Raw genomic sequence first — 16903 nt, 5'->3', positions numbered from 1 at the left:
GGTTTCAGAGGAGTTCCTTCAGCAGTTTCCGGGTCTTCAGCGGTTTTTCGAGGTGGTATTCTAACAACTTCTCCGAAAAGCGCGCTAACGTTTTGTCCTCCTCAAGGGTCAGGCACTCCGCCTTCAGCGAGGCCGGCGGCACCCGCATGAAAGACTTGGCCCTGGCCGCCAGTGGGCGGGACAGTTCGCCGCCAAGGTCGGGAAGAACCCCTTCCAACCTGAGGGTCCAGAGTTCCAGGTAACGGGACAACAGGGAGATGGGGACCGAACCGACGGCCGCAAGAACGGCCAGGGCCAGGCGGAAGAGATGCTCGCTCTCCTCCTGTTCCCGGCTGAACTCAAGCAGAAGCTCGGCAAAATAGCTCAGATGCAGTGTGGACTCCAACGTGGTGCTTCCCCGCGGAAAGACCCGCAACACCTCGCAACTCCGGATCACCGCCAGTTCCTGGTGCTCCTTGCGATGAAAGCTCAACTTCACGTAGTTCAGGGGCTCCAGGCTGCCCCCGAATCGGCCGCCTGACTTTCGGGCGCCGTGAGCGATGCCCCGCAATTTCCCGAAACTCCGGGTAAAGAAGACGGCAATCTTGTGCGATTCGGAGAAAGGATAGGTTCTGAGGGTGATCGCCTCGGATTGGTGGCGGCTCATGAGGAGGAGACGACGGTCAGGAAATACGTCGCCAATCCCAGGAAGGAAAGAAAACCGACCATGTCCGTGAAGGTGGTCAGAATGATGCTCGAAGCGACGGCGGGGTCGACGTTGAGTTTGATCAGAAACAGGGGAATCAATGTGCCGACGATGCCGGCCACGAGAATGTTGATGATGAGCGCCCCGCCCAAAACGAATCCCAACTCAAAGCTGCCCTTCCAGGCGAAAGCCACGGCCCCGCACAACAATCCCAAGACGACTCCATTGGTGAGGGCGACCGCCAGTTCCTTTCCCAACGCCGCTCGACTGCTCTTCCAGGTCACCTCTCCCAGGGCGAGTCCGCGGACGATCACAGTCAAGGTCTGGGTCCCCGAATTGCCCCCCATCCCGGCCACCACCGGCAGAAAGACGGCCAGATACGAAAACTTGGCGATGGTGGGTTCGAAAAAGGCGACGATCGTGGCCGCCAGCAGAGCCGTCACCAGATTGATGAGCAGCCACGGCAGCCGTTTTCTCACCGATTTCCGAGGCGGTGTGTAGATCCGATCGTCACTCTCCACGCCCGCCATGTAGAAGATGTCCTCGGTGGCCTCTTCCTTGATGACGTCGATCACGTCGTCCACGGTGATCACGCCCACGAGCTTGTTCTCCTCGTCCACCACCGGGATGGCCAGGAGGTCGTAGAGGGCCACTTGCCGTGCCACTTCTTCCTGGTCCGTATCGGTCCGCACCGAGAGGATGTCGGTGGTCATGATCTTTCTCAGCGGCGTGCTGGGAGGAACCATGATCAGTCCCCGCAGGGAGACGATCCCGACCAGATGAGACCGTTTGTCCACCACATAGACATAGAAGGACATTTCCAGATCTTCAGCGGTCTGGATCGTGTGGATGGCCTCGCCCACCGTCACGACCTCCTGGAAGGCCAGCACGTTGGGAGTCATGATCCGGCCGGCGGTTTCCGCCTCATGCTCCAGCAGGCCCTGGACTTCGGCCGATTCCTCCGTGGCCATCAGATCCAGGATTGCCGCGGCCCGGTCTTCGGGCAGGGCCGAGATGAATTGGGCGGCGTCGTCGCTCTCCAGCTCCTGGAGGACCGCGGCCGCCTCGTCGGCGGAAAAGTGGGCCAGAAGCGCAATGGCCGGATCGAGACCCATCCCGGTGAGAGTCTGTCCCGCCAGGTCCTTGTCCTTCTTGATGAGCAGCGAGAAGACCCGCCGCTGCTGCAGCTCACCCAGCTCCAGCATGATGTGGGAGATGTCGCCGGGGCGCAGCTTGGACAGAAGGTTGGCGACGTGCTCGAACGCACTCCGCCTCAGGAGGCGGCGGACGGATTGTGCCAGCAGATGAATCTTATGCGTCTGCATACTCTCACCCCCGGCGCAAGCGCCTCAGTTCAGTCCCGCTGCGGAGGTTGGACACGGGACAGGTTCGTTCGGCGCCATCGTAACCCAGAATTCTCGTCGGGTCGCCGCGTGACCACGAAAAAAATCACGTTGCGGGGCATTTGTTCGTCCTCGTCGGGGATCGAGGTTTTCCGGTTCCGGACCGTGCCGGGTGCACCCGAGCGAGAAATGCGTGCCCGCCGCCGAAAACTTCCTGTTTCGTGAAACGGAGCACCGAATGGGCACTCAGTCCGGTCGAACTTCCTGTTCCTCCAGAGAGGCCGGCTCCTTGAGTCGAAAACGCACGAACTGGTAACCCCTGAGAACAACGCCGCTGAGAAGGTAACCGGAAGCCATGGCCATCAAGGACTGCCGCGAATAGAAGAACACGGCGGCCACCATCAAGGCCAGAATCACAACCAGCAGATGAGACTTCCTGCCTCCCAGATTGAGCCGTTTGAACGACGGATAGCGGACCGTGCTCACCATGAGACAGGCCACCGCATAGTTCATGGCGACCAGTGAGACCTTGAAGAAGACCGTGTCGGGAGGGGTCTCGAAGTAGTGGATGATCGCCGCCACAAAGGCCGCCGCCGCCGGGATGGGAAGTCCGGCGAAATACTTCATCTCCTTCAACTGGACGTTGAACCGGGCGAGGCGCACCGCCCCGCAGATAAAGAAGAAGAAGGCCGAAAAACGGGCGAAATTGCCCAGGTCGGCCAGTCCCCAGGAGTAAATGAGCACCGCCGGTGCGATTCCGAAGCTGACAACGTCGGCCAGGGAGTCCAACTGAACGCCGAAATCGCTGGTGGCATTGGCCATTCGCGCCACCCGGCCGTCCAATCCGTCCAGGACGACGGCGATCCCGATGGCGATCGCCGCCGCCTGGTAGTGCTCGTTGAGTATGGACACCAGGGCGAAGAAGCCCGCGAACATGTTCCCCACGGTGAAGAGCGAAGGCAGGATGAAGACGCTACGGCGAAATCGCTTCCTGGGGCCCCTGGGACCTGTGAATCGCCGTTCGTTACGTCTCAACTTTTTCACGGCCCGGAGTTCCAATACGCCAGGACGGTGCTGCCGCCGTAGACTCGATCGCCTTCACTGACCACCAAGTCGCAATTCCCCGGAAAGAACAGATCGACACGGCTGCCGAATCGAATAAGGCCTATTCTATCACCCCTGCCGAGGACGTCTCCCTCATTCTTCCAGACCCGGATTCGGCGCGCCAATACCCCCGCCACCAGAGCGAAGGTCAGGGGCCTGTCGCCTGAAACGGTCAGTATGACCCGCTCGTTCTCAACCGAAGCCCGGTCGTCCCAGGCGAGATGAAACCGTCCGGAGCGGTGTTCCTTCCGGACCAGGACACCTTCCACCGGGGAACGATTGACGTGAACGTTCCAGATCGAAAGAAAAATACTGACCTCGGTGCCCTCCTCAAACGATCTCACGCGAACGATCTTTCCGTCCGCCGGGCTGACCACGGCGTCGGGATCATCGGGAACGGAGCGGTTCGGATCACGGAAAAACCAGGCGACGAACGCCGCCAGGATGAGGGTGACCACGCCCAGGGCCATGACCTGTAGCCACGCCAGGACCAGGGTCAACGCCACCAGGGGAAGAAAGAAATAATAGCCGTCTCGGGCCATGGGCGGATGCTCCGAACTTTGGCCGGGAGCCGGACCTGAATTGGGTTCCCGGGCAAGACAATGGACTCCTTCCAGGAGGGCATCCCCCGCCTGGACTGAGCGGGAATCAAGGGAGATACGAACGAAAGTCCGGATTCGCCGCAGGCGGACGAAAACCTAGCCGGTCTGCGCCTCCATCCGGTGTCGATGGATGATCACCTGCATCTGATCCTTCAGGGCCAGCTTCTTTTTCTTGATGACGCTCTCACGCAACTTCTCTTCCGGGTTCAGGTAGACCCGGCGAACAAGCTCCTCCAGTTGGCGCTCGTAGCCCTGGTGCTCCAAGGCGAGCCGGGAAAACTCCTTGTCCGTCTCCATCAGATGACTTTTGAGAGCGGCCTCATCCATCGCGCGCTTCCTCCCGGGGCTTGAACCACGGCACGCAGCACCTCGTACCGACGCATGAATTTAGCAAATGGGTCCCCGACCTTCAAGAAGAGTGCCGGGAACGCGAGACAGGGGTTCGACGCCTGCGATGAGCTTGCTCGGCAATGTTTTCAGCGCTCGACCGAGAGTCCCTGCCGGGCTCGATGCCGCTTTAAACCCAGATCGATGAGCTTTTCGATCAGGCCGGGATAGCTCAAACCCGAAGCCTGCCAGAGCTTGGGATACATGCTGATCTGGGTGAATCCCGGAATGGTGTTGGCTTCGTTGATCCAGAGCCGGTGGCTGTCCTTCTCCAGCAGGAAATCGACCCGGGCCATGCCCTCCACTCCCAGAGTTCGGCAGGTCTCCAGGGCCAGCCGCCGCACTTCGTCCATCCGATCCCGGGAGAGGGGCGCCGGGATCAGCAACCGGCTGGTCCCGTCCAGGTACTTGGCGGCGTAGTCGTAGAATTCCCCGGAGGGAACGATCTCGCCCGCGATGGAGGCCCTGGGATGTTCATTCCCCAGGACCGAAACTTCGATCTCCCGGGCGTCGACGCCCTGCTCGGCAAAAACCAGCAGGTCAAATCTCAGGGCTTCCTCCAGATGGCGCCGGAGTTCCCCGGAGTCGCGGCTCTTGCCGACTCCGACGGACGAACCCATGTTGGCCGGCTTCACGAATACGGGGTATGCGAGGTCGTTCTCGATCCTCGCCACGACCCGGTCGGGGTCCTCCTCCCATCCCGCTCTGGTCGTGCTCACGAAGGGTAGGACCGGCAGCCCGGCGTGGGCCAGCACCTGTTTGCACCAGACCTTGTTCATGGCCAGGGACGAGCCCAGCACGCCGGCTCCCACGTAGGGCAGCCCCAACACCTCCAATGCTCCCTGTACGGTGCCGTCCTCTCCGAACGGTCCGTGCAGCACCGGGAACACGACGGGCGGCGGGGGCGGCAGTGCTGCCAGAACCGCGAGCCAGTGCTCCGATCCGGTGGGAAACTCCCAGGGTCCGTCCGGCGAGAGCTCCAACTTCCGGCGCAGAAACTGAGGATCGTAGCTTCCGCCCTGCCGGTTCAGACCCATGACCGAGATCCGGTGCCGTCCCGGGTCCAGGTGGTTCAGAATCGACCGGGTCGAGACGAGGGAGACGTCATGCTCGGCGGAGCGTCCTCCGCAGAGGACCACCACGTGAATCCTGCTGTCCGTCATCGGCATCGAATATCCGGGCCCGGGACCTGGAAGCCAACCGCGGCGATCTCACCGAAAAACATCCGGCGAGGGAGCTCCCGTCCCCCCTCACGACCCACTTCTCGCACCTCTCTTGGCCCCCGGGTCCATGGACTCGTAGGCTTGGATGATTCGCTTGACGAGCCGGTGGCGCACCACGTCCCGGCGATCGAACTCACAGATCGAGATCCCCTGCAAGCCCTTGAGCAACCCGCGGGCCTCCACCAGGCCCGACGTTTGACCCGGGGGAAGATCGATCTGAGTAATGTCCCCGGTGACGACCGCCCTGGAATTGAGACCGATTCGAGTGAGGAACATCTTCATCTGCTCCGAGGTGCAGTTCTGGGCCTCGTCCAGAATGATGAACGAGTCGCCCAGGGTTCTCCCCCGCATGAAGGCCAGAGGAGCGATCTCGATGATCTCCCGGTCCATGAGCTTTTGCACCCTCTCCGCCCCGATCACGTGGATCAAGGCGTCCGACAGGGGCCTCAAGTAGGGGTTGACCTTTTCCTGGAGGTCCCCCGGGAGGAACCCGAGCCGTTCGCCCGCTTCCACCGCGGGACGGGACAACACGATCCTCTGGACTCTTTTGTCCTGGAGAAACGAGACCGCCGTCGCCACCGCAAGGTAGGTCTTTCCCGTGCCGGCCGGACCGATGCCGAAGACCAGATCGTTGCGGTGAATGGCCTGGACGTAACGGGACTGGTTCAGACTCCGCGGCGACACTTCCCGTATGGGAGTCTTCAGGACCAGAGCCTTGGGAAAGAAATCGTGGAGACTCCCGCCCGCCCCTTCGGCGATCTGCTGGAACGCTTCCCTCAGCTCGCCGTTGGAGAAGGAGCATCCATTGGAGACCAAAGACGAAAATTCCGTGAGGAGATTCTCCAGGACCTTCTCGTGTTTCTCATCCCCCTCGATGAAGACGCGCGGGCCCCGCGCGCCGATCCGAACCTGGAACAGCGACTCCAGCAACCGCACGTTCCGGTCCCGGAGGTCGAAGAGAATTTCAGCGCACTGGTCCGGGAGGAGAACCTTCTTCAAGAGTGGGGATCTTGCAGCCGTGCAAATGGGGACATGTATGGGGTCGGGGTCCAGGCAACCACTGCTAGCCCGCTTTTCTCACCAGGGGGCGTGACGATCGCGCAGGATTTTCGCCCTCAGCGCGTGCTCGCGACCGAGAGCGTAGTGGTGACTACGTTTGAGGGAGCACGTGCGCGCTGAGGGCGAAAAGACCAGCGAGCGCGCGCCCAGCGCAGTCTGTTTCGGAGAAACCTTGGAAAAATTCGCGCAAATGCTAAAAAGTAGATCCTTTTTCATCATACGCATAGCGACCTGGTGAGAAATGCGGGCTAACCCGAGGATGCCGCCAGGGTCCGATTCAACGAGTGGGTCAGCCGGGATTTGTAGCGCGCGGCGGTCCGGCGATGAATGACGCCCTTCTGGGCGGTGTGGTCTATGACGGTGTAGATGGTGGGAAGATGGTCCTCGGCGTCCGTGGACCGGCCCTCCTCCAACATGCGGCGGAAACGCTTGATTTCGGTCCTCATCCGGCTCAGATAGTGGCGGTTTCGCATCCTGCGCCTTCGGCTCTGACGCATGCGCTTGTCCGCCGACTTGATATTTGGCATTTGGACTCCCGTAAAGCAGCGCGCATTATAGTTGTCCCCGGCGACAGGTGTCAACGAGCAGGCGCTCCAGGTGAAACCGGGGTTCGGAGACGCCGCTCTTGCAGGCCCGATCCGTTTCTCGAATCCGGATCAGGACTCGCCGGATCCAATCGGGCGAGTAGCGGCGCACCTCCCCTTCCCGGCCGCGATAGCTCCAGATCTTGAGCTTGCGGAGAACCTCCTGAAAGGACCGTCCCCGCTCGAGCATCTCCCGGGCCACCAACAACCGTCTGAAGGTCCAGTAGAGCATGGCCAGGATCTGGGGGAAGCCGACGCCCTTCTCGAAGAGCCGGTTGAGAATCAGGAGCGCCGCCGGGGACTGCCCCTTGGCCATGGCGCCGATGAGGTTGAACACGTCGTATTCCCGACTCTCCAGGGTCATTTCGGCGACGGACTCGGAAGTGATTTTCCGGCTTTCCCATTGGGCCAGAAACTGTTTCTCCAACTCCATTCTGAGGCGGCCCAGGTCGTCCCCCACCAACTCGACCAGGGCCCGCGCGGCCGCCGGTTCCAGGACATAGTCCTCCCGCTTGGCCCAGGCCCGCAGCCACCGGGCCGGCCCCACCTTCTTGTCGAACTCGACCAGGGGTAGGCGCGACAAGGCCCTGGAGCGTTTCTTCAACTCCAGAATCAGCACGGTCCGGGGCGCCGGGCGAGCCACATAGTCCTTCAGCCCGGATCCGGATCCGCCGTGGTCCCGCACGTACACCCATCGCCGCTTGGAGACCCACGGCAGCGTGCGAGCGGCCTGGACCACCTCCCCGGCCGGATCCTTCTCCAGGTCGAAAACGGACCAATCGAAATCCCGGGCCGACTCCGCCACCTGTTCCCGGCAGAGGTCGTAGACGCGCTTGAGAAAGAGGTCCTGGGTCGAAACCACGACGTAGACGGAATGAGGCTGGGCCAGGGACTTCCTAAACTCAGTGAAACGCATTTTCCGGAAAGCGGATCGCCCGGGAACGGGCGGCCATCAGAACCCCTCCATCAGAGTCGTGACCACACTGGAGGAGAAATCCCTCGCCACGCGCTCCAGGGCCGGGCTCAGTTCGGAGAAGAAGTTGCGGACGTCGACGTTGATGACGTACTGCTCCCGAAAGAGGTATTGGTCGTTCTGGTAGAGAACTCGTCCGTCCCGCCGGTCCTGGAGCTTGACGCGGGCCTGGAGCGTGACCAGGAAGGTGGAGCCGAAAGCCCTCTGACGGAAAATGACGGGGTTGGCGGTGGTGGAGAAGATGACTCCGCTGAATACGGCGTCGGCCTGCGAAGGGTCGTGGACCAGACGGTAGGAAGACCTCTCCACAAAGGCGTGAATCAACGATCGCGTGAAGATCTGCTCCACTTGAAACGTGGTGGTTTCATTCTCCAGGGGAAGAACGGCCAGAGTCCGGAGCTGGGGAGCCAACCGATTCTTGGACGCTATCCGGTAACCGCATCCGGCGAAAAATACCAGGACCAGACCCGGCAGAAGGAAAGACAGCAGCGCGGCGCGGACCCGCTTCATCGCGCCACCACGTTGACGAGCCTCTTCGGGATCACGATCACCTTGACCACGTGCCGACCTTCGATATGCCCCCGGATCCTCTCATCGGAAAGGGCCAGTTCCTCCATTTTCTCCGACGCCACATTGGCCGGAGCCTGGATCCGGGAACGGACTCTCCCGTTGACCTGGACCGCGAACTCCACCGTCTCCTCCCGGGCCAGATCGGGGTCGTGCCGGGGCCAGGAAGCGGCTGCGATCCCGTGACGATGCCCCAGGATGGAATACATCTCCTCGGCGAAGTGGGGAGCGAAGGGGGCCAGCAGCAGGGCAATATTCGTCAGCGCCTCGTGGAACAGCTCTCGGTCCGGCCGGCCATGGTCCACATATTCCTGCACCGAATTCAGCAACTCCATGATGGCTGCGACGGCCGTGTTCTGGTGCATCCGCTCCAGGTCGCTCGTCACCTTCCGGATGGTCTGGTGAAGCTTCCGCTGCAGAATTCGCGCCTGGGGAGAAAACTCGGCCGAAGCCCTCCCGGCGGCCGGCACGCCGTCCTCCGGCCACTCGGAACGGAATCGATAAAGCAACCTCCAAAGTCGACCCAGAAACCGCCAGCAGCCCTCCAGTCCACGATCGTTCCAATCCAGGTCCCGGGCGGGCGGAGCGCAGAACTGGATGAACAGCCGGAGAGTGTCGGCGCCATACTTCCGGACGATCTCGTCCGGCTCGACCACGTTCCCAAGGGACTTGCTCATCTTGGCGCCGTCCTTGATGACCATGCCCTGAGTGAAGAGGGTGCGGACCGGTTCATCCAGCTCGACGATGCCCAGATCGCGCATGACCTTGGTGAAGAAGCGCATGTAGATCAGGTGGAGGATGGCGTGCTCCACGCCCCCGATGTAAATGTCGACCGGAAACCAGTAGCGCACCGCCTCCGGGCGAATCGCTGCCTCCGAATTGCGGGCGTCGGTATAGCGGTAGAAGTACCAGGAACTGTCCACGAAGGTGTCCATGGTGTCGGTTTCCCGCCGGGCCGCGCCGCCGCAGGAAGGGCAGGCCGTCCGGACGAATTCGGGGACCTGCGCCAGCGGGGAGCGCCCCAGGTCGATGCCTTCCATTCGAGGCAGCATCACGGGGAGTTGATCCTCCGGAACCGGGACCGTCCCGCACCGGGAGCAATAGACGATGGGGATCGGGGTCCCCCAGTAACGCTGGCGGCTCACCCCCCAATCCCGGAGCCGGTAGGAGACGGTGGCTTCGCCGAAGCCCTTCCGGGCGGCGTACTCGGCCATCTTCCGCTTCGCCTCGCCGGAGGCAAGTCCGGAGAAGGGCCCGCTGTCGACCAGCCTGCCCGGGTCGACGAAGGCCTGGTCCGGGTGGGCGGAAGGCGCTCCTTCAACCGGTTCGATCACGGTCCGTACCGGCAACCCGTATTTGCGGGCGAACTCCAAGTCTCGCTGGTCATGGGCCGGGACGGCCATGATGGCGCCGGTCCCGTATTCCATCAGCACGAAATTGGCCACCCAGATGGGAATCAGTTCCCCCCGGAACGGATTCCAGGCGTAGCGTCCGGTGAAGGCTCCCAGCTTCTCGGCATCGTCTGTGGTGCGATGGCTCCGGTCCTGGCGGCGCACCTGCTCCAACAGCGCCTTCAACCGTCTTCCGTCGCTGTCGTCTCCCAACCAGGCCTTCACCATGGGATGCTCGGGAGCCAATACCATGAAGGTCGCTCCGCAGATGGTGTCCAACCGGGTGGTGAAGATGTCGATCCCCTCTCCGGAAGGGCCTCCGAGCCGGAAACGGACCCGGGCTCCGACCGACTTGCCGATCCAGTTGCGCTGCATGGAGATCACTCGTTCCGGCCAGTCCTCGAGCTGGTCCAGATCCCGGAGCAACTGCTCGGCGTAATCGGTGGTCCGAAAGTTCCACTGCTCCAGTTCCTTCTGCACCACGGGACTGTCGTCGCGCCAGCAGAGGCCGTTGACCACCTGCTCGTTGGCCAGGACCGTCTGGCACTCCTCGCACCAGTTGACGGTCCCCCGGCTCCTGTAGGCCAGGCCCCGGTCGTACATCCGGAGAAAGAACCATTGGTTCCAGCGGTAGTACTCCGGGGTGCAGGTGGCCAGCTCCCGGCGCCAGTCGTAGGACCAACCCATGCGCCGGCACTGCTGCTTCATCCGCTCGATGTTCTTCAGCGTCCATGTTTCCGGCGGCACCTGGTGGCGAATGGCGGCGTTCTCGGCGGGAAGTCCGAAGGCGTCCCAGCCGATGGGGTGCAGGACGTTGAAGCCCTGCATCGATCGGAACCGGGCTATGGAATCGCCCAGCGAGTAGTTGCGTACGTGGCCGAGATGGAGCGCTCCGGAGGGGTACGGAAGCATCTCCAGAACGTAGTATTTGGGCTGGTTCCGGTTCTCGGCGACGACGAATTCGCGGTTCTCCTCCCAGCGTTTCTGCCACTTGGACTCGATCGTCCGGAAATCGTATTGCTCCTGCATGGCGAACCGATCTCTATGCCAGGTCCCGGCCGGCCTGCAACCGGGACAGGGTGATTTCCCGCTGTGCCTGGTACTTGCCTTTCCGGTCGGCGTAGGAAACGCGGCAGACGTCGCGAGCCCGAAGAAAGAGGAGTTGGGCGATGCCCTCCCCCGAATGGATCCTCACGGGTACGGGACCGTTGTTGATCACCGACATGGTCAGGCGCCCCTCCCATTCCGGCTCCAGGGGCGTGACGTTGACCGACACTCCACACCGTGCATAGGTCGACTTGCCGACACAAACGCCCAGGATGTCCCTGGGAATACGAAAGTACTCATAGGACCGGCAGAGGACGAAGCTCCGGGCGGGGATCAGGCAGGAATCTCCCTCGTAGTCCCGGTAGCAACGCTCCGACGTCCGCTTGGGATCCAGAACCGGGATTGCACCGTCTTGAAGCAACTTGTACTTCCGGTCCACCCGGAAGTCGTAGCCGTAGGAGGACACTCCGTAGGAGATGGTCCCCTTCCCGACCAGGCTCTCTTCGAAGGGGTCGATCATCCCGTCAAGCGCCTTCCGAGCGATCCAGTGGTCCGGCCGTATGCTCATGGGCTTCACTCAGCGAATCGCGAAAGTCTACCAGTCTCCCGCCCGGAATTCCCCACCCGAAAGAGTCCGGTCCCGGCCCGGGAATGACTCCTTCTTTACGGAGCCTGAACCGAACCTTGACATCCCGAACCTGTGACCAGTATAAGACAACGGCTAGCAACTCAGGGGGCATTTCCAAGCCTTGATCAAACAAGATATTGTGTCACGCGTCTCCGAAAGGGTGGGATTGACCAAGGTGAGGTCCGAAGAGGCCGTCGACACCGTGTTGGAGGTGTTGAAGCGCGCCCTGAAGCATGGGGAACGCATTGAGTTGCGGGGCTTCGGAGTCTTTCTGGTCAAGCCGCGGAAGAGTGGCATCGGCCGCAACCCCAGGACGGGAGCCGTGGTCCCCATTCCTCCCGGCAAGACCGTTCGCTTCAAACCCGGGAAAGAAATCCGCTCCGGCTGACCTCCCTGCCCCCGGACAAGCTCCTAAGTTAGTGACGGAACGTTCTCCCCAAGACGAGAGCCTGTCGGCGCCGGTGCCGGAGACGCCCCGTTTCAAGCTGGCCCTTCTGCTGCTCCTCGTCACCCTCGTCACAACCTTGTGGGCCGGGTCGTTCTGGCACATCAGCTTCATGATGGGCAACGGTCAATCCGCGCCCGACACGGCGGGGTTCCCCGTGTGGCCGGATCTCATGCTCGGAATCCCTTATGCCGTCAGCGTCCTGGCGATTCTCCTGGCTCACGAATTGGGTCACTATCTCACCTGCCGCTACTATGGAATCCGGGCAACGCTTCCGTACGCGATTCCGGCTCCATGGCCTTTTCCTTTCGGCACGCTGGGGGCGGTGATCCGGATCAAGTCACCGTTCCGGGACCGGCGCCAACTGTTCGACGTGGGCATCGCCGGACCTCTGGCGGGATTCGTGCTCATCGTCCCGGCGCTCATCATCGGACTGGGCTATTCCACCGACTTCACTCCACCCGCTGCCGGCGGCACAACCTACGAGTTCGGAGAACCCCTTCTCTTCCGCCTGGCGGCGGAACTCTTCGTTCCGGCCGGTGAGGACTGGAACATCAACCTTCACCCCATCGGCTGGGCGGCGTGGTTCGGGATGCTGGCCACGGGGATGAATCTCCTGCCCATCGGCCAGCTCGACGGAGGCCACGTGGTCTACGCCCTGCTGGGGCGCCGGGGACACCGGACGGTATCCTACGCCGCCCTGGGCGGACTGGTGGCGTTGGGAATCTGGTGCTTTTTCGGTTACCTGTGTTTCGCGGTGATTTTGGTCTTCATGGGCCTGAGGCACCCGCCGCCCAGCATACAGACCGGACCGCTGGACCGGCGTCGCCTCCTGGCTGCCGTCGCCGGCCTTCTGCTGCTGATCCTCACCTTCATTCCGACGCCGGTCAGGGTCATCGACGCGCCGTTGTAGCGATCCTGGCCGGCTGCGGCGGTCAGGATCGGAAGGTTTCGGTGAACTCCTTCCAGATCTGCTGATATCCTCGCTGCAGAATGATGATGGCCGCCCCGCAGACGAAGAAACGGGCTCCCTTCTCGTAGTAGGGCTTCGCCGCCTCCGGACTCGCCACCGGAATGCCCCACCATTTGCCGTGGCGGCGGCAGGCCTCGGCGACCCGGTCCACGGCCTGCAGGATGAGGGGGTGCCCTCCCTGGGTGGGGACGCCATAGCTCTGGGTCAGATCGCCGGGCCCCACCATGACCCCGTCCAGACCCTCGACCGCCAGGATTTCATCGATGTCCTCGACTCCTTCCTTGTCTTCGATCTGGATCGAGACCAGGGTCTCCTCGTTGGCGGACGCCATGTATTCGGGCATCGCCTCCATGCCGTAGTTGGAGGCGACCTCCACGCCGTCCATTCCCCGTTGTCCCAGGGGATGAAAGCGGCTGTTGCGAACCACGTCCCGGGCCTCCGCCGCCGAGCAGACGTGGGGAACCATGATGCCGTTGGCCCCCGCCTCGAGGCAGCGGAAAAAACTCCAATAGGGACCCTTCCTCATGCGGACCAGCGGGTCCATGCCGGAGGCCCGGCAAGCCAGCCCCATGGCGAAGAGCTGGTCGTAGTCGTAGTCCTGATGCTCCATGTCGATCCAGACGCCGTCGAATCCGATGAGCCCGATCATTTCGATGAGCTTGGGCGAAGAATAGGGAGTGGGACAGGCCAGCATGACCGCCTCACCCCGCCTCAGTTTGTGCAAAATTTCGTTCTTTCTCATGACCTCCTCTTGTCCTCCCTGACTCCGTAACGCCGCCGATGCCGACAAGCCTCGTAAGGTATCCTCTTGGCCGAATCGACTGCAACTTGCGAGCCGACGCAAAAACCGCTGACGAGGAGAAGACATGAACGAATCCAGCCCCTTGCCGCAGGACGTCCTGGAGATGCTGAGGCAATTTGACACCCCGACCATCTGCAACGTGATCGAGCTCTTCGACGTGCGTCCCAGGACCTCCGGCTACATGGACCAGAGAATCAAGGCCCACTTCCCCGAGATGCCCCCCATGGTGGGGTACGCGACCACCGCCACCTATCGTTCCTCGGCGCCGCCGCAGGGAGCGGACGTCTACGACGCCATGGAGAAACAACTCTCCGTTCTCAAGCAACGCCCCGGACCCCACGTCATCGTGTTTCAGGATCTGGACGATCCGTCGACGGCGGCCACCTTCGGCGAGGTGATGTGCACCTCCTACCAAACCTTCGGCGCGGTCGGGCTTGTGACCAGCGGGACCGGCCGCGACCTGGACCAGGTCCGGCAAATCGGGTTCCCCGTCTTCAGCAGCGGCACCAACTGCTCCCACGGCTATTGCCACACCCTCCACGTGGATGTGCCAGTGCATGTCGGCGGTCTCACGGTGCGCCCGGGCGATCTGCTCCACGGCGACGCCAACGGCGTGACGAACATACCCGGTGAAATCGCCGCGGAAGTGGCTCGTCTCTGCCCGGACTTCGTTGCGGCCGAAGAGGTGGTGCTGGACTGTCTTCGCACCCACGGGCCCGATCTTTCCAGACTCCAAGAGGCCCGGAGGGAATGCCGGAGGCGCATCGCCCGGCTCGCCGAGCGGCTCACCGGCTGAGATTCTTCAGATTCGGACCAGAGACTCCGCCATTCCCCGCACCAGAAGCTCCATGGACCGGTAGTTCAGGGTCTCGGGAAGGTCCGTGGAACGGTGGTAGTGCCGATTCCGGAAGAAGGCGGTGTCGGTCACCATCAGGGCCGGATAGCCCTCCTGCCAGAAGGACCAGTTGTCCGAGAGGTCGACGCCGGGAACGAAGGGGAGGGCGATGTGCTCCACCGGCAGGTCCCCGTGGGCCGAGAGAAGACGGGACAGGCGCCGGACCAGATGCCGGGACGCGTAGTTTCCCGCCACGGCGATGAAGTTCCCCCGGTCGGGATAAAACCAGCGCATCAACGAAATGGGATGGCGCTGGGAACCGCGGGCATCGCTGTAGTAGCCCACCATCTCCAACGAGATCATGCCCCGAATCGAATCACCGCGCCGCCGGCAGCGCCGGGCGTAGACCCGGCTCCCCATGGATTCGGTCTTGAAATGGGGAGACTCCTCCAGCGTGAAGGCCACACAACGGATCGAACCGGAGGCGGATTCGTCCCCCAGGACCCGGGCCAACTCCAGGAGGACCGCCACACCGCTGGCGTTGTCGTCGGCGCCCGGGGAACCCAACGCCGTGTCGTAGTGGGCGCCGACCACCAGGACAGGATCGCTGGAGGCCGCTCCGGGAACCGTGGCGACGACGTTGCGATACTCCTTTCCGCCGCATTCGTACTGGTCGTGGCCGATCCGGTATCCGGACTGTTTGAAGACTTCTTCGATGTACTCCCTGGCCCGCTCCAGGCGGCGGTAGCGGTGGGAATTCCTCTCTCCCACGACCCCGGCCAGGAACCGGACGTGCCCTCTCAACCTGAATTGAAGCTCACCCGTCAGATCCGGCATCCGGGTTCCATTATAGAGAACCCGGTTCCGGCGGCTTGCCATCGGCGGCGCCGGGAGGTCAAAATGTCGCCGGCCGCACGGTAATCGACATGAAAGATTCAGAGACACTCCGCCCCGTCCGACTCATCATCTTGAATCCAGGTCACTTCCACGCGACCCTGGTGCTGAAGACCTCCTACCCCCAGGTGTCGCCGGAAGTGCACGTCTTTGCTCCCGATGGTCCGGAAGCTGTGGACCATGTCCAGAGAGTCGAGGGATTCAACCGTCGGAAGCAGGACCCGACCCGCTGGAGGCAGGAGGTCTGCAAGGGACCCGACTACCTGGAACGCATGTTGAGACGCCGCCCGGGCAACGTGGTGGTGGTGGCGGGAAACAACCGGCGAAAGACCCAGTACATCAACGAAAGCGTTCAATCGGGGCTCAACGTCCTCTCGGACAAACCCATGTGCGTCAGTCACGAGGCATGGAAAGTTCTGGAAATGGCCTTCTCGACAGCGGAAGAGAAGGGACTCCTGATCTACGACATCATGACCGAGCGCTTCGAGATCACGACGATCCTGCAACGGGAACTCGCCCAATGTCCGCACGTCATCGGCGCGCCGGTCGGCGGAGACTCCCGGGATCCGGGAATCGTCAAGGACAGCGTCCACCATCTCTTCAAGGAGGTCGCCGGACAGACTCTGATTCGCCCGGAGTGGTATTTCGACGTCGAGCAGCAGGGTGAGGGGATCGTGGACGTATCCACCCACTTGGTGGACCTGGTGTTCTGGCAGGGGTTCCCCGGCGAAGCGGTCGACCGTTCCCGGATCCAGGTGCTGGCGGCCCGCCATTGGCCCACGGTCCTGAGCCGGGAGCAATACGGACAGATCACGGGCAAGAAGGACTTTGCCCCCTTCCTGCGCAAGAACCTGGACCGGGACGGGCGCCTTGCCTATTTCTGCAATGGTGAGATCCTTTTGCGGGTGGACGACCTTCACGCCAGGATCTCCGTGGCCTGGGACTTCGAGGCGCCCCGAGGAGGCGGCGACACCCACTTTTCGGTGATTCGCGGCACCCGGGCGCATCTCTGCATCCTCCAGGGGAAGGAGCAGGGATACCGGCCCGAGTTGACGATCCGGCCCGCGCCGGGAGCCGATGCCGGATTGCTGGAGCGGGGACTTCGGCGTTTTATCGAGGAAATCTCCGACCGGTATCCGGGCCTGGCCCTGGAACCATGGGAATCGGGTTGGCAGGTGTCTATTCCCGACCGCTACCGTGACGGGCACGAGGCGCACTTCGGAGAAGTCACCAGCAAATACCTCGGTTTCCTGGAATCGGGTTCCATGCCCCAATGGGAGATCACCAACATGATCTCCAAGTACTACGTGACCACCCGGGCCCTGGAGATGGCCCGCGCGGATTCATCCTGATACCGATTC

18 protein-coding genes are annotated in these 16903 nt (G+C 62.4%); 4 read left to right on the top strand and 14 right to left on the bottom strand.

Annotated features, from left to right (window positions below; genetic code table 11):
* Positions 1-4: 4 nt before the first annotated feature.
* From recO to dcd, 12 genes are all read right to left on the bottom strand, one after another.
* Complete coding sequence (recO, locus tag OXT71_09160) at positions 5-646, bottom strand: DNA repair protein RecO (GenBank protein ID MDE2926552.1); 642 nt, start codon at positions 644-646, stop codon at positions 5-7.
* On the bottom strand, positions 643-2010 hold the full coding sequence (mgtE, locus tag OXT71_09155; protein ID MDE2926551.1) for a magnesium transporter: 1368 nt from the start codon (positions 2008-2010) through the stop codon (positions 643-645). The genes recO and mgtE overlap by 4 nt, the downstream gene beginning before the upstream one ends.
* 264 nt (positions 2011-2274) lie before the next feature.
* Complete coding sequence (gene pssA / locus OXT71_09150; GenBank protein ID MDE2926550.1) at positions 2275-3072, bottom strand: CDP-diacylglycerol--serine O-phosphatidyltransferase; 798 nt, start codon at positions 3070-3072, stop codon at positions 2275-2277.
* Positions 3069-3674 (bottom strand): phosphatidylserine decarboxylase, encoded by a 606-nt coding sequence (locus OXT71_09145; GenBank protein MDE2926549.1) that lies wholly within the window; start codon positions 3672-3674, stop codon positions 3069-3071. The genes pssA and OXT71_09145 overlap by 4 nt, the downstream gene beginning before the upstream one ends.
* Before the next feature lie 156 nt (positions 3675-3830).
* Positions 3831-4061 carry a DUF465 domain-containing protein gene (locus OXT71_09140; protein MDE2926548.1) on the bottom strand — a complete coding sequence of 77 codons (231 nt, stop codon included), beginning with the start codon at positions 4059-4061 and terminating at the stop codon, positions 3831-3833.
* Between the two features lie 149 nt (positions 4062-4210).
* Positions 4211-5284 (bottom strand): D-alanine--D-alanine ligase, encoded by a 1074-nt coding sequence (locus OXT71_09135; GenBank protein ID MDE2926547.1) that lies wholly within the window; start codon positions 5282-5284, stop codon positions 4211-4213.
* 87 nt (positions 5285-5371) lie between these two features.
* Positions 5372-6343 (bottom strand): PhoH family protein, encoded by a 972-nt coding sequence (locus OXT71_09130; protein ID MDE2926546.1) that lies wholly within the window; start codon positions 6341-6343, stop codon positions 5372-5374.
* 308 nt (positions 6344-6651) lie between these two features.
* On the bottom strand, positions 6652-6930 hold the full coding sequence (rpsT, locus tag OXT71_09125) for a 30S ribosomal protein S20 (protein MDE2926545.1): 279 nt from the start codon (positions 6928-6930) through the stop codon (positions 6652-6654).
* A gap of 25 nt (positions 6931-6955) precedes the next feature.
* A complete protein-coding gene (holA, locus tag OXT71_09120; protein ID MDE2926544.1) occupies positions 6956-7903 on the bottom strand; it encodes a DNA polymerase III subunit delta in 948 nt (315 codons plus the stop codon).
* Between the two features lie 36 nt (positions 7904-7939).
* Positions 7940-8470, bottom strand: a complete 531-nt coding sequence (lptE, locus tag OXT71_09115) for an LPS assembly lipoprotein LptE (protein ID MDE2926543.1) — start codon at positions 8468-8470, stop codon at positions 7940-7942.
* A complete protein-coding gene (gene leuS, locus OXT71_09110) occupies positions 8467-10947 on the bottom strand; it encodes a leucine--tRNA ligase (GenBank protein MDE2926542.1) in 2481 nt (826 codons plus the stop codon). Before leuS ends, lptE begins: the two co-directional genes overlap by 4 nt.
* Before the next feature lie 13 nt (positions 10948-10960).
* Positions 10961-11533 carry a dCTP deaminase gene (gene dcd / locus OXT71_09105; GenBank protein ID MDE2926541.1) on the bottom strand — a complete coding sequence of 191 codons (573 nt, stop codon included), beginning with the start codon at positions 11531-11533 and terminating at the stop codon, positions 10961-10963.
* A 181-nt stretch (positions 11534-11714) separates the two neighbouring features.
* Here dcd and OXT71_09100 point away from each other — a divergent pair, with 181 nt between their 5' ends.
* On the top strand, positions 11715-11981 hold the full coding sequence (locus OXT71_09100; GenBank protein MDE2926540.1) for an integration host factor subunit beta: 267 nt from the start codon (positions 11715-11717) through the stop codon (positions 11979-11981).
* 31 nt (positions 11982-12012) lie between these two features.
* Entirely contained in the window at positions 12013-12951 is a 939-nt protein-coding gene (locus OXT71_09095; protein MDE2926539.1) for a site-2 protease family protein, read from the top strand.
* 22 nt (positions 12952-12973) lie between these two features.
* Here OXT71_09095 and OXT71_09090 read toward each other — a convergent pair whose 3' ends face one another.
* Positions 12974-13753 (bottom strand): aldolase/citrate lyase family protein, encoded by a 780-nt coding sequence (locus OXT71_09090; protein MDE2926538.1) that lies wholly within the window; start codon positions 13751-13753, stop codon positions 12974-12976.
* 124 nt (positions 13754-13877) lie between these two features.
* Between OXT71_09090 and OXT71_09085 the strand changes: the two genes are divergently transcribed.
* Entirely contained in the window at positions 13878-14609 is a 732-nt protein-coding gene (locus OXT71_09085) for an RraA family protein (protein MDE2926537.1), read from the top strand.
* A 6-nt stretch (positions 14610-14615) separates the two neighbouring features.
* On the opposite strand, the gene OXT71_09080 is transcribed toward OXT71_09085, so the two are convergent.
* Positions 14616-15527: a M28 family peptidase gene (locus OXT71_09080; GenBank protein MDE2926536.1), complete on the bottom strand. Its 912-nt coding sequence runs from the start codon at positions 15525-15527 to the stop codon at positions 14616-14618.
* A 47-nt stretch (positions 15528-15574) separates the two neighbouring features.
* Here OXT71_09080 and OXT71_09075 point away from each other — a divergent pair, with 47 nt between their 5' ends.
* Positions 15575-16894, top strand: a complete 1320-nt coding sequence (locus OXT71_09075; protein MDE2926535.1) for an oxidoreductase — start codon at positions 15575-15577, stop codon at positions 16892-16894.
* The last annotated feature ends 9 nt before the right edge of the window (positions 16895-16903 follow it).

It is taken from the genome of Acidobacteriota bacterium, from assembly GCA_028874215.1.
Classification (GTDB): domain Bacteria; phylum Acidobacteriota; class UBA6911; order RPQK01; family JAJDTT01; genus JAJDTT01.
This window is presented reverse-complemented; position numbering and strand designations above follow the sequence as displayed.

What these genes read in the sequence shown, in the direction of transcription:
- recO (MDE2926552.1), bottom strand. Translation starts at nt 646, where the DNA reads ATGAGCCGCCACCAATCCGAGGCGATCACCCTCAGAACCTATCCTTTC.
- mgtE (MDE2926551.1), bottom strand. Translation starts at nt 2,010, where the DNA reads ATGCAGACGCATAAGATTCATCTGCTGGCACAATCCGTCCGCCGCCTC.
- OXT71_09145 (MDE2926549.1), bottom strand. Translation starts at nt 3,674, where the DNA reads ATGGCCCGAGACGGCTATTATTTCTTTCTTCCCCTGGTGGCGTTGACC.
- OXT71_09140 (MDE2926548.1), bottom strand. Translation starts at nt 4,061, where the DNA reads ATGGATGAGGCCGCTCTCAAAAGTCATCTGATGGAGACGGACAAGGAG.
- OXT71_09135 (MDE2926547.1), bottom strand. Translation starts at nt 5,284, where the DNA reads ATGACGGACAGCAGGATTCACGTGGTGGTCCTCTGCGGAGGACGCTCC.
- rpsT (MDE2926545.1), bottom strand. Translation starts at nt 6,930, where the DNA reads ATGCCAAATATCAAGTCGGCGGACAAGCGCATGCGTCAGAGCCGAAGG.
- holA (MDE2926544.1), bottom strand. Translation starts at nt 7,903, where the DNA reads ATGCGTTTCACTGAGTTTAGGAAGTCCCTGGCCCAGCCTCATTCCGTC.
- lptE (MDE2926543.1), bottom strand. Translation starts at nt 8,470, where the DNA reads ATGAAGCGGGTCCGCGCCGCGCTGCTGTCTTTCCTTCTGCCGGGTCTG.
- leuS (MDE2926542.1), bottom strand. Translation starts at nt 10,947, where the DNA reads ATGCAGGAGCAATACGATTTCCGGACGATCGAGTCCAAGTGGCAGAAA.
- dcd (MDE2926541.1), bottom strand. Translation starts at nt 11,533, where the DNA reads ATGAGCATACGGCCGGACCACTGGATCGCTCGGAAGGCGCTTGACGGG.
- OXT71_09090 (MDE2926538.1), bottom strand. Translation starts at nt 13,753, where the DNA reads ATGAGAAAGAACGAAATTTTGCACAAACTGAGGCGGGGTGAGGCGGTC.
- OXT71_09085 (MDE2926537.1), top strand. Translation starts at nt 13,878, where the DNA reads ATGAACGAATCCAGCCCCTTGCCGCAGGACGTCCTGGAGATGCTGAGG.
- OXT71_09080 (MDE2926536.1), bottom strand. Translation starts at nt 15,527, where the DNA reads ATGGCAAGCCGCCGGAACCGGGTTCTCTATAATGGAACCCGGATGCCG.
- OXT71_09075 (MDE2926535.1), top strand. Translation starts at nt 15,575, where the DNA reads ATGAAAGATTCAGAGACACTCCGCCCCGTCCGACTCATCATCTTGAAT.